The following is a 14857-nucleotide window of genomic DNA, read 5'->3' on the forward strand; positions in this document are numbered from 1 at the left end:
AATTCAGGTTATAGAAGAAGGGGTTAAAGGGACCAATGTAGAAGATTTTCAAACAGAATTTGAGGCCTATTGGAGACAGCAGGACGGCATTGAGGAAATTTATAGTTTTATTAGCGAAAGTAATGATGACGTGCGTGAATTAAATCTTTGGGTGTTTTTTCACGAAAAACGCACTACAACTATCGCTGCGGAACCAAAGTTCAATATGCCAGATTTAGCGCGCAGTTTCTTTCATATGGATATGAAGAGTGCCTATCGATCACGTTGCATCTATCTTCCATTAAAAAAGGAAACACAGCTTATTCCGTCTACTTTAGACTTAAGTGAGATAAAGAACTTAAGAGGGAATATTCTTTCCAATTTATCACCTTCTAACCAGGAGAGGTTAAGAAAGATCTTTAAAAGGAAACAAAGATTGGTACCATTCCAAGAATTTATTATTATAGGTTTGCCTCTTTCTAACGGCAGACTTGCTTTATTTGGGATACGTTTTTGGATACGTGAAGTAACGCATATGAAAAATCGAAAAAACAAGGTCATCCCTACTATTCGTTTACATCCACTCGTTATGTCTCCTGCAACGATGACAGCTCACCCACTGAGTGTTAAGCGGTTTCATCCGCAATTTCAATTAAATCGGACAGGAGGTAATGCCGAGTTGATAAACAAACATGCTGTTGTTATCGGAGTTGGTTCTATAGGGAGTGAAGTAGCAACAGGACTAGCCAAACTTGGTCTTGCAAAGTTAACTTTTGTTGATCCGGATGTCCTTGATATAAATAACATCCATCGTCATTTCCTTGGAGTTAACCATCTATATGTTGCAAGTGAAAACGGTCCTTTAAATAGATTTAAAGTGTTCGCAATGAAAGACGAATTGCAGAAAAAATATCCGATGCTCGAGGTCGACTCGATCTGTAAGGAGTTTACTGAGGTAGTAAACCAGGATTTAATAAATTGGTCAGAGGTAGACCTAGTTGTTGTTGCGATCGGGAGTCCAAATGAGGAAATGTATATTAACCGCTTCATGCATCAGCTCGAAATTCCAATTCCTGTGATTTATACGTGGGTGGAACCCATCGGGATAGGCGGACATGCACTTGTTACACTAAATGGAACAAAACAGGGGTGCTATCAATGTCTCTTTATGCCTGTTGGTGAAGAGCCGATATCGAATCGAGCAGCCTTCGCAAAACCTTTTCAGACATTCGCTAAGAGTATCACAGGGTGTGGAAGTGCTTTCACACCTTATAACTTCCTTGATAGCCAGAAAACGGCTCTATTGGCTGTTGAGGAATCGGCCCGAGTTTTACTAAATAAGGAAACGGATAATCCCCTTTGTTCATGGAAAGGTGACGCAAATGACTTCCTAGCTGTCGGGTTTGAACTAAATCCACGTTACAGTTTTACCCACGAAAGGCTACATGAAATGCGATTGCTGTATAAGGATCCACAGTGTCCTATCTGCAGTGGTGGGAAGCAGGCTTGAGTTTGAATGGACAAACGTTCTTATTGCCTAGTGGTAAAAAACTGAAGTTAAGAGAACCTGCAATTGAAAAAATGATAAAGTATCGTCAACTTTCTTCAAATGATAATGAAGCTGGTGGCATTTTAATTGGGCGTATTTTAATTGAAAGCTCTGATTACATTATCGATGATATTACAGTACCCATGAAGAATGACATTTGCAGACGAACGAGATTTATCCGCAGTTCAAAGGAGCATCAAGAATATTTTAATGAGAAATGGGAAGAGAGTGAGGGACGTTGTTTTTACTTAGGAGAATGGCATACCCATCCTGAAGATATTCCGTATCCGTCATTTATTGACTTTAATGACTGGGAACGAATTGTACATCAAGGCCATGAATCAAACGATATGTTTTTTATTATTGTAGGTATCAAAAAAATTCACGTTTGGCATAAGAGAGCAAATAGCAAACAGTCAACGTTATTATCTTAAAATATTTGAAGGGAAGATGAGATAAAATGTCACGTTATACATCTGCTGCTGATAAGTTCGTGTTATGGGCAAATTCAGGGGGGATTTGTGCTTTCCGTGGTTGTAATGAAAAACTTTTATACCAAGTAGATGGGATTAATGTCAACCTATCAAACGCAGCTCATATTATAGGTCATAGTAGCAAGGGACCAAGGGCAGAATATAAAGCGGAATACAAGATCACTGAATTTAACGTTGATAATGAGCCCAATCTAATGCTTACCTGTTATGATCACCATAAAATTATTGATGATAGTCGTATAAGGGGAAAGTACCCTCCCGAATTACTCTTTGAAATGAAAAAGGAGCACGAAGAATGGGTTCAAAGAAGGGTGGAAACGAATTCAAAATCTATCGCCTTAATACATAAGACGAAGGGCGAGCCGCTGGATGAAATCATTCTGAGTGAGGAGTTGAACAACCTTCTGATTGCAAATATCCAATATCAGGAGGAGTTAATGGACTTCACTGATGAAGGATGGCTAGAGGCGAAGAAAAAGAACAAGGAATTATATGCAAAGTTTAAAGAAACTGCTAGACACTGGCCGGGAGCAAAAATTGAGATGTTTCCTCTATCACATATTCCGCTATTGATTCATATAGGCTCTCTTATTACTGACACAAATCCTGTTACAATTTATCAATATGACCGAATGAGTATGAAGTGGGTTTTTGATTCACCTGAAGCCCCACATGTTGAAGATCTAGGTCTTACAGTCAATAGAAATGAATGCTCGTCAAATCAACTGGTTGTTACTATTGGTCTTAGTGGGATTGTTCACACTAGGGACGTTGAAGCCGTTATCCCCCCCAAAAAATATGATTCAATGGAAATAAAAATTAATAATCCACGACCAGATCGGGTTCTATATAGGGAACATGTGAGCTCTATTCTTTCATTATTCAGGGAAGAAATCTATGACATGATTACTAAAAATGGTTATAGTGAAGTTCACTTATTTTACGCTGGTCCCGCCGGTCTTGCTGTTGAAATAGGTAGATGTATAAATAAAAGTATGTGGCCAGATGTTTATATCTATAATTATGACAATCGTAAAAACCCAAAATATCAGATGGCCATAACAATATAGCTGACTGTTAAATCAGGAGCCGAATTCTATCGATGAAAAAGATGCGGTGTGGTGGGGAACAGCGTATCTTTTTTATCTAATCTCGCTTCATCTCAACCTCATCCCCCCAATCTCCAATTCCCATAAATACAAATCAATTATTAATCATGGGATAGGCTCCTTCCTCTTATGCGCTGAGTTTAATTTTTTAAAAAACGATGAAAACGGGCTTTTTTCTATCTTATATGCCAAGTACAACCTATCTTCTTCTGACAGTGAATACGGCCACTGAAATGTACCACCAGTGCCATCTTATTTACCACCAAGTGACAAAGATTGTACCAGTAAGTGACAGGCAGTTTACCACGATACCTTCTGTATAATTATTGAGCGCGCTTTTCAGCGTGCCGTTATTATGTAGGGGGTATTTTTGTATGATTCATTATCGAAAGATACTGGAATTGCACGATGAGGGGATTAGTTTTAGAGGCATTTCCGCCAGTACAGGTAATTCTCGTCAAAAGGTAACGGAGATCATTGGTCTTGCAGAAAGGAAGGGATTGGTCTGTCCGTTAGAGGAAGAAATGACGGATAAATGGATTGAAGAGTTTCTCTTCCCGGAGAAGTCTTTGGAGGGTTCGGGGCGGCAACCATTGGATTTCGATTATATTCATAAGGAGTTAGCCAAGCCAAATGTAACGCTTTCCCTTTTGCATCATGAATATGAAGCGGCGTGTCGAGCGAACCAAAAGATTCCGTATTCATATCGCAGTTTTTTGCGTCATTACAGTCGGTACGACTATCTTCTGTTCTCAAATCGATCCCAATGGATGGCATAAAAAGTTAGGAAATGAAACGATTGCGGAAGCTATTTTAGACCGCATCATTCATGACTCCTATCAGATTCTACTTGACGGAGAGATCTCGATGCGTGAACGCCATGGATTAGGCCTTTAGTTAACTAAATACAAAAAAGTCCTACAAGATTAGCAAATGCTTAATCTGTAGGACTTTTCTATCTTGTGGTAAACGTCTTGGCGTTGCGTGGTACATTTCTTGGCAAACGGTGGTACAAAAGATGGCGAGGCTGGTAAGATCTCGAGGCCGTATTCAGACAGACAGCGCATAGTGCATATTATGTGACTAGTTAAGTTGACATCTTTGAAACTCTTGAAAATACTTAGGTATATGTAAATGATAACAACCAAATAAAAAGAGCGGCTTCATCCTACAAAAGAATAAGCCGCTGTGTTCATTTTAGTGTAGATCATTTATATCCATGAAATCTGTATTCATCAAGAAGCTGACCATCGGTTCGTTCTGCCCATGATCTAAGCGAGGTGGGACTTGAAAACAAATATCGTCCTCTTTCCAAAAATAGCTGAACGTATTGGGAAGCGTATTTGTTAAAGACCCATCAATCTCGTATTTTTCCGTCACCAACACTTCTTTTCCATCAATTTCAATTGGTTTGATTCGAACGTTATTCGGATTTCCATCAACATGATAAAAAGAAAACATTCCGTTCTCCTTGATTGTCTCATAGATATTATTATTTTTAATCTGTTTAAATGTAAATCTGGGAGTGTCGTGTGTGAATATAAATCATATTATGTGCTACGATGTTAAATACAATTAATCAACCCATGTTTTTAACAATCTGATTAAGCTAAGATTACTTTCATTCTCACCTTCAAACTCTAGATAATATCTCCCGTAAGTATATGTAACTGAGTAGGCGTCATTATATTCAAAATAGTCAGCAGAATCCGGCTCCCCAAGTTTTTCTATAATATCCTGTTCGCTCATAGCAGGAATATATCTCATGATACCAATCACGGTATCTTCTGTTACTTCAGAGCCTGGATACATTAGCATATGGTTCTCTGGATCATGATAAATATAGGCATGTTTTTCGTAACCTATATAATTAGCCCCGTTCCATCCTCCGCCTTCCAAAAAATCGCCCTCTACTAACATAATTTCACTTACCTTTGTCCCAATTCCAAACGACATCCCTTTTAATTTTCCTTGCTTCGCTAATCTTATAAATTCAGAATCTAAATCAATATCTAATTTCGTTAAAGGGATTTTAGGTCTATTAAATGTATCATTACTTGCAAGAAGGTCATCTATCGTAATCTTTAGTGCTTCTTGCCAACTAACCTCAAAACTATCCAAGACAACATCAACAAATTGATCTTGATCCCAATAAACTCTATGTAACACAATTTCAATATAATTCCCATGATTAATATTTTCTAACACATATATATTTCCGTCTTTTATTTTAATGGGACCTGAACTATACCCTTCGCTATATAACTCCTCTACATTACCATTCATTCCTTTTCCATAAATAACAAGGTCCCCAATTTTCCCATTAAACCCAAGTCTTGTTGTAATTAATATTTGTTCCTTGATAGAATTCGGTATAAATTTTGAAAAATGTACCTCATGTAAATGGTCCGTCGGGCTTTCGATGGAATCTGTTATAATAAATTCACTATAGATGGGCAACCATTTCTGAGAATCTGTACTGTACTGAAAGATGGCTAAATTAGTATCAACAAAATCTTCATGACTATCAGAAGCTGAATTGAAAATTATCAACTGCTCTTTTGGATTTTTACCAGTAATTTGCACAGGCTCTGATATTAAAATTTCAATGTTACTATTATCTATTGCGTATTTTGGGAAAAAATCATAGATGTCAAATGGAGTAATCTCGGTGGGGTTAATTTCATAACCATCCTCTTTATCTTGAGGTTCATCAATTCCATCAGCGACCTCTTTTCCAGAGGCACAGGATGTTAAGATTAATAATAGTATTATAAATAATACAAATCTTCTTAGACTCAATCCATTCGCTCCTTAAATTAATAGTACATACTATCATTTCAAAAATTTTATCTAAACAACCCATCTATACTAGCTCCAAAACCAATACATACCGAATAGCGATACGTCCTAAACTTTTTATCGATTCTTATATATAGATACCTCAGTTATATTGTTTTTCTCGGAGTCACCACTAAAATCAATCGTAAAGTCACCGTAAATATAAATTATATGATTCCAGAAATCAGTATACAAAAGATATTCATCATTTGGTTGCCCTAATTTTTCAATAATAGATTCCCTGGTTTGTGGGACTAAGTATTTTGTAATCTGTAATATATTCTCACTGCTAAATGGATCAAAGTGGAAAGAAACGTCTGAATACTCATAAAGATTAGCACCCGCCCAATAATCGATAACCTCGGGTTGCCCTAATTGTAATGCCGCTTTAGATATCGGATCACCTATTTTTATATCATAATCTGGAAGCTTACCTTGCTTAACACTGGCAACAAACAAGTTATCAAAATAAGAATTAGTTTCTTTTGCATTTTCATGATGGTTTCCATAAAGGTTAATCACTCTGTTTTTACCGTCCCAATCGACCTCGACACCAATCATTTCACTTAATGATCTTAACGGTACCATCACTCTACCATTGATTATTTCTGGAGCCTTAGGAATAACAACTCCTATATCATCCACTTTTGCATACGGTAACCCTACTGTTAAAGTAATTTCCTTTTGATATCGCGTTGTGATCTTTACTGATTTTGCAACGGGATCCCAATCAATTTTATTCCTGTTGTCATAGGCTTCTACAATGTTTCGAACTGGAACTAGGGTAAAACCATTTTTAATAACCGCTGGGGAATCAAAGTCTAATTTTTGACCATTCAAATAAGTCTTTACATTCGATGCATCCGCGGTATTTAAACCGACATATAAAAATGAGATCACACAACCAATAACTAAACCACGTTTTATCTTTTTCATTCCTGTATCTCCTCATATACTTAATAATAACGACCTTTTTATCTATTAGACATATATCGAGCTATTAGGAGTGGCGGGCATGATGGGCTTGGCAGCCTAACAAAACCCTTGGGTATCAGACTTGAGTAACGAATCATGCCGACAGAAGCATCATATCAAGCCCCTTGTAATTTTCTCTATTAATATCCGTTACCCAAAGAAAATGGTGAAGTGCCGAAAAAAGTCATTACTTGGATATATCGGCCTTTTACTATATTCGTTTAGGCATAGCCTAACAACATGCTATTTCATATTTTTAAGCCTTGCCTCAATAGGGCACACTCTATTGGGACTTTAATGAATGGAATAAAAAAGGTTTTGAACTCGAAAGATAGCACACATATTAAAGTGGGGACCAGTTCGCCCGTGTGCTTTTTTCGGGCTTTCGGGCTGTTTTTTTGATGGGCTATTCGAAAAAAAAATAAAATTTGTTTCATAAAATTAAAAATAGGATAAAATAAAATTGTAGTCATCGATTTTAAGGAGGCTAAAATATGTACGGACCTAATGCTATTTCAAGAGAAGACGAGGATAAAATCCCCAAATTCAATGATCACGCTGAAGCAAGAGCGTGGTTTAAAGAAAGATATGGCGATAATTTCGAGATGGTTACTTCCGATTTATCCGAAGGTGGTAAAGTGTATTTCTACCATTTGGTGTTAGACAGGCTAAAATATAATGAAATGCAGCGTAAATTAAGAGAAGAGAGTAATTTTATAGGGACAGAGCTTATGTTCAGTTATCAATCAGTTGAAATTTTCGAAAATGGTCGCATCCATATCGTTCATTAAAAGAAAACGAAATTCTATTTTCCTTTTTTGTTCGACTCACAGATTATTAATTTGCGTAAGGACAGTAATCAGCTTGTCCATCTTCCCCGCATTTTTTTAGTAACCTCAAGCCTTGATCAGGCCGCCAATCAGGGCTGAATCCTATGTAAGATTTAAGATACTAACGCAGTTTTTTCTAAAAACACGAAATCAAATGACAATTTTGTCACGCTACGCTAACAAGACCATGCTTACTCAGCTAATTAAATGTGTTTATAAGAAACCGAGAAAAGGTTCACGCTACTGAGACTACCCTATACACAAACGTAAACAAATACGTATGCGTTTACGTTTACGTATTTGTTCTTACATGATTTGTATAGCATGATTTAGACTGTCTCACTCTTGAACCATAATTATGGATTATCGACCACGATCTCGATCTCTTTACCTTAAGCTATAATCTCACTTTTTATCTTTAACGCTAATTAGTACTATATGCCACAAAAGAGTGTATCTAATAACTAAGTAGAGATGGTCTTATGTCAATTTAAATCTCCTTATCTTTCAAATAGTTATTATATATACGTAAACGTAGTTGTATACAGTTACACTTACGTATACATGGCCGATTAGTTTAATTTGTATGTATGCCATTCAAACTTTCTGTCAATATTGGTTAATAAGAAAGGTGGGATGTTTAAATGAATTGTATAGATTGCGGAAAAAATGGAGCAACCAAGCAAACTAAATATCGATGCCTAAAGTGCGAAAAATTGTACACGGCAATATCCCCAAATAATCCTAAGAACAAGTCGTTTATCAAGCGGATCTTTGGCTAATAAATAAGCTTTCCCTCGTCATTGATCGGCACTATACGGAATGGATCTTCTTTCGTAACGCCATGCCTATCTTGAATCCAATTAATAAAATCAGGATGATTTAAAAAATAAGAAAGTACTTCATTAACGAGTTCTGATTCCGTTGTGTTACAAGACCGAGCCAATCGATTCAATTTTTGTTTATCATCAGATGATACATAAGATTGAACACGCTCTTTTTTATCTGAACGCGTATTTCGGACTGGCGCCCCCTGCCCTACTCCTCTAACCTTCACATAATCACTCCGTTTCTCATTTATCCTCTAGTCTCAGAGTATGAGCCACTAAAAGTTTGAGACTCTCAACGTCTTAGATGTTAAAAGTTTATGCATCTGAAAGTCCCGATAGAACGACGTGAAACTTACTTACGAACCCTATGTGCTTGGAAAAAAAGAAAACACTTACATATACGTTTACGTATATGTAAGTGTTTGTGTTGTTGTTTTCAAATATTTTATAGAAGGGAGCTTATATCTTAAAATACTGACGTAATGCTTCATTAAAAATCCTTGTTTTTTCTCCACGTTCATTTTGAGCCTCTCGTGTAATAAGCTCAATGATTTCATTTTCAATCCACACCGTTTGGCGTGAATAGCGATCCTCAAATTTTTCCCTTTTCTTTCCTCTGTTTACGTTTGCATGAACAGGTTCAATTAGTTGCTCGTGAGCAGACGATCGGACCTTATTCTTTATTTTGTCCTTAAAGTTATTAGACACGATTAATCAACTCCTTTACGACATCATGAAAAGGTTCTACAGCCTGCCTCAACTCTGAGTTATTAAAAAAACCGTTAATAGGTAATCGGCCTGTTGCAGCTTTTCTAGAAATAATAGTTTCGAAAACTAACTCTGGATAATCCTCTTCGACCAACTCAATAAAAGCCTTGGAATCCGTTCGACGTGAATCGATCATCGATCGAAGGATTCCCGCCACTTTTAATTTCGGATTAACCTTTCTTTGAGCATGGCCTACAGTCTCTAGGAACCTTTCTAATGCTGAATAACAAAACCTTGAAGCCTCAAATAAAACCACAACAGCATCAGACGCACACAATGCGTTAATTGTTTGGTCACCCAAGGCGGGAGGTGTATCAATCAAAATATAATCATAGTCATCTTTCACTTTTTCAAGTGTCTTATCTAAAACTAAGGATCGATTATCTCCGTATTCTGAATACAGCCATCGCGGAAATGTAGCTAAAAGATCTTCTGCCGTGAGTATATGAAGAGTGTCATCAATTCGATGTATGTAGCCTCGCGCATCTTGTTCCTTCATAGCCTCTAGTATTGTTTGACCATGAAAATCATAAATGTCTTGTTGGGTAAGAAGTTCGGTTAAGTTTCCTTGACTATCAAGATCAACGGCAAGGACCCGATGTTCCCGACTTAATAAATAAGATAAGGTTCCAGCGGTGGTGGTTTTTGCCGAACCGCCTTTTTGTATTCCGCAGGTTATAACGACTGCCATTTAGTATCACCTCCCACTTACGTATACGTATATAACAACGTGTACGTATTTATATTATCAATGTTTTTGATTGGTGTATAGTAACCTTTTAAAATTAAATAGTTCTTCAAACACTCGCACTCGCGACAGAACACATCATAAAACCAAATACGTAAATGTAAATGTATATGTTTACGTATACGTGCCATTGTGGTAATATAAGGTATACGGAGTGGCAGAGGGATATCTATGGTCATGCAGAAATGAATTGAATAAAGTCGAATCCTGCGATATAATTTAAAAAACCAAGTATTTCCTAATTACATTCAATTTAAAAAAATAAAATAAAAACCATACGGCCTAATGATCGTGCGCTAACACTTTCAATAGGTCTGATCACTGAGTTGCAGTCAGTGAACAGGAGCTTCCGCATGGCTTTGAATCCATCATAGGATGAATTAGTTAACTAATTTACCTCATATTTTACGATATCAGAGTCGTGTTGTCAATTTATTTACAGATTACTTTCCGTTTACTGTAAGTATTTTAAAGGATATTTAGCCCTTTCACTCTAATCAGTGAAAGGGCTTTTATTGTTTTTCTAAGAAAAAGATAAAAAAACCACCCTTTGTCTTTGGCGGGACGAGGTGGTTTTTCAAAACAGGCAGGAGTCCTATCAGGGATCCTAATAGAGTCCTACACTCAATTTAATTAAATTATATTTTAACACAAAATATAGGACTCCTGCCAATAAAATATTGGGGGAGATTGTAATGACTAAAGATTCCGTTAAATTTGTTTCAGGTAGAAAGAAAACAAGAGGGGAATTAAGGCTACCTCAGTTACATTTTATCGTATTAGACGATTGGCAAGATAAGATTGGTAAAGACGCAATATGGGCATGGCTCCAATTTTATACATGGGCAGACCGTAGCCAATCGGAACGGGAACATGATGTAATCCCTAATAGCATGAATAAAATTCAAAAGAAACTCGGTGTCGGAAAAGGAACATTCTATAATAAAATCATCAGGCCACTTTGGAATCACGGCCTAATTGATCTACAGGAAATAGAATTAAAAAGTAAGGGTGGCCATAATCCAGTTAATATAATCGTATATGAGTATCCACAAAACGATCCTGCTTTAGCAACAAGACCGATTAAACCTATACGTGATTATGATAAAGATTATAAGACTGAAACGAGAAAAACCGCTTTAAAAGGTGGTCGGCCAAAAAAAGAAGAAGGGGGTAGTTCCCATACAGAACTACCTGACCCTAGTTCCCATACAAAACTACCCCTAGTTCCCGTACAGAACTACCCTAGTTCCGTACGGGAACACAATAATGTCTTGAATCAATCTAATGTTTTAAATGACTATAATGAGATGAATAAAAGTCAGTCTATCAATCAAATCAGTAGTTCAAATTTTGAACCACCTCAAACATATCAATCTCAAATAGAAAGTGAATCTATTAAGTCAATCATATTAAAAAATCAAAAGATGCTTGACCGACTGACAGACATTGAAACGGTTTATTTAGCTATAAAAGAAAAACCTGGCTATAGCGAAGCTCTATTTATTCAAACCTTATTCAAAGCTAATGAGGCTAAAATTAGTGTCCCTTTTAAACACTACTTTCTAAAAGCCATGATGAATAACGTAAAAGCGGAAGAAGCAACTACAACTCAAGCTCAAAAGAAGAAAACGGATATGCCTGAATGGATCGTCAATCAAAGTCAGAGCGAACAAGACACGGATCCAGCAGCTTCTTCCGATCAGGATGAACTCACGATGGAACAAAAACTAGAGGCAACAGAATTGCTATACCAATTGAATGAAATCGATGAACAAGAATATAAAAGGAGAAAAAGTGAGCTCATAGGCTAGTCAAAGCAAAAGTCATCAAACGAGCAGACCATCCTGAAGGGCAATGGAAGCCTCAGGATGGTCTGCTGGCGCACGCGGGCGTCAAGTCTAGACAAATATACCAACCTGGCATTCAGTGGCCTAGAAACCCTCTTTAGGGGCGTTAGAATCTGTTTTAACGAAGGAGATGATTGGAGAAAGTGGTAAATTACTATAAAAACGAGAAGAAAAGGACTTTTGAAGATGGATCAAGAACGTTGGAACGAGGCTTGCATCGATTTGTCGTCTACATCAAACCTGTTTTTCTAGTGATTCTTTTGTTATTCTTAATGACCGTCAAAGTGCCGCTGGGCGGACTGCTCCTGATCGTGTTTGTTTGCATTGCCTGGCGAAAGATTTTGTATTCCTTTGGATTTATCCTCCAATGGCTGTTTAATTTGACTGTATCCATTTTTTCAGCCAGCTTGTTCTTCTTTTTACTTGTTTTCGCTGTGATCTATTTCTTCACATAGGTGTGTATATTCTTGAATATGAGAAGCGGCAATTCGTTTTGAAAAAATATTTAAGGGATCCTCTTACAAAATAAGGTTCACATGCATGGAGGGCTCCTGAAAAGAGGTGAGAGACATGGGGTTTTTCTTTTCGACGATTTTATTTTCAATTCTATTTTTCATTAGCTGTGTCGTTATGGCTATGAGGTTACGGGACCGTAAAGACGACGGAATCATAGGGCGCACAATCATTAGCTCCATGTTATTAGGGTCTTTGATTTTTTGTTTGTTAGGGTTTATAGGGAATGTTATTTGAAGTTGTATAGCTTTTACATGCAGGGGAACAAAAGTTAGATTTTGTCCGCTTACTTCAACACGGCCATAGAGCGGATTGCCTTGAATTCAAAGGGATTGGACTGTTCATAAGCCCGATTTGTTTATGCAGGAATCTATACATGGCCCCTTTTAGGGCGTAAACTCGCCTTTATTGGCTCTTTCGAGCGCATAGAATAAAAAAATGAGGGGAAAACGGGTCTGATCCCGGTAACAGTGTTACTGTGTTACTCAGTAACTATGACGGGGAGGTAGGGTTTCTACGAACATTGCTTGTCCAAAGGAGTTGTATAGCATATTGAAGAAAAGCACTTATTTTATCATAGGCACTCTTTTTCTTATTTTTAGCGGTTTGATATATACAATTGAACGGATAAATTCAATTGTATTCTGGTCTGTACATAGGATTGCGGCAAGTGGAGGCGGTAGTTATCCAACAGATCCAACGATGCCGTCATTAACTGAAAACTTTTTTGTAATGGCATTTTTAATAATAGGCATTTTATTCTTCTTAGCAGGTTTGCTAAATGTTTTAAAAGAGATGAAGTAAATGCTACTCTAGCGTGACAAAACCGTTATTTTGTAGCATCATTTTTATTTAGGATTTAAAGGAGATATCATGCGATCTACTAAAATAATGCTATTGGGTATAGCATTAATGTTGGTTTCAATATACATTCCACACGAACCTGCATTTAGGACAGCTGGGAATGAGCTCTACCTTTTAATTTTTGGGTTTATTCTTACTCTAGTCGGATTCTTTAAAAAAGAAGATCGTAACAAATAAACTATAAGACCCGATTTTCCCCTATAAAGGTATAGGGGAAAATCGGATTATTATTTTTAAGGTCCCTTTACTTGTAAATGCCGCCGCGGGAATCAATGGTGCGTATGTACACGATTTTTTCATGGTGGTCGATTTCAAAAAGGATGCGGTAGGCCCCCACTCGCAGTCGGTAGAGTCCAGCATAGCCTTTCATCGATCGAATATCGCCGATCGGGGGTACTTGAAGAAGGCCTCTTAATCCTGATGCGATGCGTTCTTGAATGGCTTTTTCTTGCTTGGCTAAAAATTTAATGCTGTTTCTATGGTAAATCAACTGATAATCCGAACTCACGTTTAGCGTCCTTTCCCGTCACAAAACCTTCCTCGCTGTCTAATTGCCGAAGTTCCTCCTCTGTAAGTGGGGCATCGTCAGGTTCCATCTGATCGATTGCAGCCCAATTGGGGCGTGTGTGACGAAGCGCAAGGAATGTTAAATAATCATAGGCTGATTTCTTGGCTTCCTCTGGCAGCGCGTGAACCAACTTCATGAGCTCTTCATTGCTAATTGCCATGAAAAATCATCCTTCCTGAAAAATGTCTGCTCTTATCTTAGCGTATCACAAACGTTAAATTTAATGATATGGATGTTTTATGAATAGGTCACCGGAACGACATCCAATTTTAACGTTTGCGCAACGACATACCTTCGATAGCCGTCTGTGAGAACACCATTCTTTGCGTTAATCGTGATGGGTTTGTCCAGGTGGCCATGCTTCTTTACAAACTCGATCGCCTGATGTGTTTTTTGACGATTGGGCACGGTCTGCAAAAACTCTTCTGGAATGGTAATCGCGTCCAACGGGATCAGGTCTTGCGTTCCTTTCGGTTGGCGTTGTGTCTTTTCTTCCGTTGCCGCGGCAACTTGTTCCTCCGCTTCTTCAATCTCTTTTTGAGACGAGGGTTCTTTCTCGGCTGACTTTTTCTTTCTATCGGCGACGATTTCAATTTGATAACAGACGACGCCGATCTCTCCCCAACATTCATCGACTGGGATGTCGAGGGTCGGCTCGCCTTGAATAAACAATCGATTTTCTTGCAAATTCTGTTCGTCGATGCCCGCTTTGGTTAACTGCTTCTGGTTCACAAAGACGGTATAGGTGATCGGGCTGCTTTTTGGCAATCCTTTCGGCGCGGAAGGTGAACCGCTTTCCTCCATATCAAAAGGGAAGATGTTGCCGATGGATCGCAACGAACTAATCGATTTACCTGTTAGGGTCATTTTGTGCGCCATGTTTCATCCTCTCCCTTCTGGTTTATTTTAACATCACTTTCTAAACCTCTCCATGCCATT

17 protein-coding genes and 1 pseudogene are annotated in these 14857 nt (G+C 37.7%); 9 read left to right on the forward strand and 9 right to left on the reverse strand.

Annotated features, from left to right (window positions below):
- The 5 genes and pseudogenes from BEP19_RS01605 to BEP19_RS01625 all read left to right on the forward strand — a co-directional run.
- The coding region (locus BEP19_RS01605; RefSeq protein WP_147393752.1) for a ThiF family adenylyltransferase at positions 1-1489 on the forward strand (1489 nt) is incomplete at its 5' end.
- A gap of 2 nt (positions 1490-1491) precedes the next feature.
- On the forward strand, positions 1492-1962 hold the full coding sequence (locus BEP19_RS01610) for a Mov34/MPN/PAD-1 family protein (protein ID WP_147393753.1): 471 nt from the start codon (positions 1492-1494) through the stop codon (positions 1960-1962).
- Positions 1963-1988: 26 nt separating this feature from the next.
- A complete protein-coding gene (locus BEP19_RS01615) occupies positions 1989-3092 on the forward strand; it encodes an SAVED domain-containing protein (protein WP_120188126.1) in 1104 nt (367 codons plus the stop codon).
- A 413-nt stretch (positions 3093-3505) separates the two neighbouring features.
- The gene (locus BEP19_RS01620) at positions 3506-3910 is read left to right on the forward strand and encodes a transposase (RefSeq protein WP_120188127.1); all 405 of its coding nucleotides are present in this window, start codon (positions 3506-3508) and stop codon (positions 3908-3910) included.
- A pseudogene (locus BEP19_RS01625) lies at positions 3861-4028 on the forward strand (ATP-binding protein); the annotation flags it as partial. The gene BEP19_RS01620 and the pseudogene BEP19_RS01625, both read left to right, overlap by 50 nt.
- 300 nt (positions 4029-4328) lie before the next feature.
- Here the strand turns inward: BEP19_RS01625 and BEP19_RS01630 are convergent.
- From BEP19_RS01630 to BEP19_RS01640, 3 genes are all read right to left on the reverse strand, one after another.
- Positions 4329-4592: a patatin-like phospholipase domain-containing protein gene (locus tag BEP19_RS01630; RefSeq protein WP_120188128.1), complete on the reverse strand. Its 264-nt coding sequence runs from the start codon at positions 4590-4592 to the stop codon at positions 4329-4331.
- Positions 4593-4706: 114 nt separating this feature from the next.
- Positions 4707-5933, reverse strand: a complete 1227-nt coding sequence (locus BEP19_RS01635; RefSeq protein WP_120188129.1) for a hypothetical protein — start codon at positions 5931-5933, stop codon at positions 4707-4709.
- Between the two features lie 117 nt (positions 5934-6050).
- The gene (locus BEP19_RS01640) at positions 6051-6908 is read right to left on the reverse strand and encodes a copper amine oxidase N-terminal domain-containing protein (protein ID WP_120188130.1); all 858 of its coding nucleotides are present in this window, start codon (positions 6906-6908) and stop codon (positions 6051-6053) included.
- 533 nt (positions 6909-7441) lie between these two features.
- On the opposite strand from BEP19_RS01640, the gene BEP19_RS01645 reads away from it, so the two are divergent.
- Positions 7442-7738 (forward strand): hypothetical protein, encoded by a 297-nt coding sequence (locus BEP19_RS01645; protein WP_120188131.1) that lies wholly within the window; start codon positions 7442-7444, stop codon positions 7736-7738.
- A gap of 817 nt (positions 7739-8555) precedes the next feature.
- Here BEP19_RS01645 and BEP19_RS01655 read toward each other — a convergent pair.
- The 3 genes from BEP19_RS01655 to BEP19_RS01665 all read right to left on the reverse strand — a co-directional run bounded on the left by BEP19_RS01655 (position 8556) and on the right by BEP19_RS01665 (position 10066).
- Positions 8556-8834: a hypothetical protein gene (locus BEP19_RS01655; protein ID WP_120188133.1), complete on the reverse strand. Its 279-nt coding sequence runs from the start codon at positions 8832-8834 to the stop codon at positions 8556-8558.
- Between the two features lie 232 nt (positions 8835-9066).
- Positions 9067-9315: a hypothetical protein gene (locus BEP19_RS01660; RefSeq protein WP_120188134.1), complete on the reverse strand. Its 249-nt coding sequence runs from the start codon at positions 9313-9315 to the stop codon at positions 9067-9069.
- Positions 9308-10066, reverse strand: coding sequence for a ParA family protein (locus tag BEP19_RS01665; RefSeq protein WP_120188135.1), 759 nt, complete (start codon positions 10064-10066; stop codon positions 9308-9310). Before BEP19_RS01665 ends, BEP19_RS01660 begins: the two co-directional genes overlap by 8 nt.
- Before the next feature lie 752 nt (positions 10067-10818).
- On the opposite strand from BEP19_RS01665, the gene BEP19_RS01670 reads away from it, so the two are divergent.
- The 3 genes from BEP19_RS01670 (at position 10819) to BEP19_RS01685 (ending at position 13290) form a co-directional block, all read left to right on the forward strand.
- Entirely contained in the window at positions 10819-11937 is a 1119-nt protein-coding gene (locus tag BEP19_RS01670; RefSeq protein ID WP_120188136.1) for a hypothetical protein, read from the forward strand.
- A 179-nt stretch (positions 11938-12116) separates the two neighbouring features.
- Positions 12117-12428 carry a hypothetical protein gene (locus BEP19_RS01675; protein ID WP_120188137.1) on the forward strand — a complete coding sequence of 104 codons (312 nt, stop codon included), beginning with the start codon at positions 12117-12119 and terminating at the stop codon, positions 12426-12428.
- 610 nt (positions 12429-13038) lie between these two features.
- On the forward strand, positions 13039-13290 hold the full coding sequence (locus BEP19_RS01685) for a hypothetical protein (RefSeq protein ID WP_120188139.1): 252 nt from the start codon (positions 13039-13041) through the stop codon (positions 13288-13290).
- Between the two features lie 304 nt (positions 13291-13594).
- On the opposite strand, the gene BEP19_RS01690 is transcribed toward BEP19_RS01685, so the two are convergent.
- The 3 genes from BEP19_RS01690 to BEP19_RS01700 form a co-directional block, all read right to left on the reverse strand.
- Positions 13595-13858, reverse strand: a complete 264-nt coding sequence (locus BEP19_RS01690) for a type II toxin-antitoxin system RelE family toxin (RefSeq protein ID WP_120188140.1) — start codon at positions 13856-13858, stop codon at positions 13595-13597.
- Positions 13827-14078 carry a hypothetical protein gene (locus BEP19_RS01695; protein ID WP_120188141.1) on the reverse strand — a complete coding sequence of 84 codons (252 nt, stop codon included), beginning with the start codon at positions 14076-14078 and terminating at the stop codon, positions 13827-13829. The genes BEP19_RS01690 and BEP19_RS01695 overlap by 32 nt, the downstream gene beginning before the upstream one ends.
- Before the next feature lie 77 nt (positions 14079-14155).
- Positions 14156-14797, reverse strand: coding sequence for a ParB N-terminal domain-containing protein (locus BEP19_RS01700; RefSeq protein WP_120188142.1), 642 nt, complete (start codon positions 14795-14797; stop codon positions 14156-14158).
- Positions 14798-14857 lie beyond the last annotated feature (60 nt).

Origin of the sequence: Ammoniphilus oxalaticus (genome assembly GCF_003609605.1) — a bacterium.
GTDB classification, from domain to species: domain Bacteria; phylum Bacillota; class Bacilli; order Aneurinibacillales; family RAOX-1; genus Ammoniphilus; species Ammoniphilus oxalaticus.

Coding starts and splice junctions, on each gene's coding strand:
- BEP19_RS01615 (WP_120188126.1), top strand. CDS start 1,989: ATGTCACGTTATACATCTGCTGCTGATAAGTTCGTGTTATGGGCAAAT.
- BEP19_RS01620 (WP_120188127.1), top strand. CDS start 3,506: ATGATTCATTATCGAAAGATACTGGAATTGCACGATGAGGGGATTAGT.
- BEP19_RS01630 (WP_120188128.1), bottom strand. CDS start 4,592: ATGTTTTCTTTTTATCATGTTGATGGAAATCCGAATAACGTTCGAATC.
- BEP19_RS01640 (WP_120188130.1), bottom strand. CDS start 6,908: ATGAAAAAGATAAAACGTGGTTTAGTTATTGGTTGTGTGATCTCATTT.
- BEP19_RS01645 (WP_120188131.1), top strand. CDS start 7,442: ATGTACGGACCTAATGCTATTTCAAGAGAAGACGAGGATAAAATCCCC.
- BEP19_RS01665 (WP_120188135.1), bottom strand. CDS start 10,066: ATGGCAGTCGTTATAACCTGCGGAATACAAAAAGGCGGTTCGGCAAAA.
- BEP19_RS01670 (WP_120188136.1), top strand. CDS start 10,819: ATGACTAAAGATTCCGTTAAATTTGTTTCAGGTAGAAAGAAAACAAGA.
- BEP19_RS01695 (WP_120188141.1), bottom strand. CDS start 14,078: ATGGCAATTAGCAATGAAGAGCTCATGAAGTTGGTTCACGCGCTGCCA.
- BEP19_RS01700 (WP_120188142.1), bottom strand. CDS start 14,797: ATGGCGCACAAAATGACCCTAACAGGTAAATCGATTAGTTCGTTGCGA.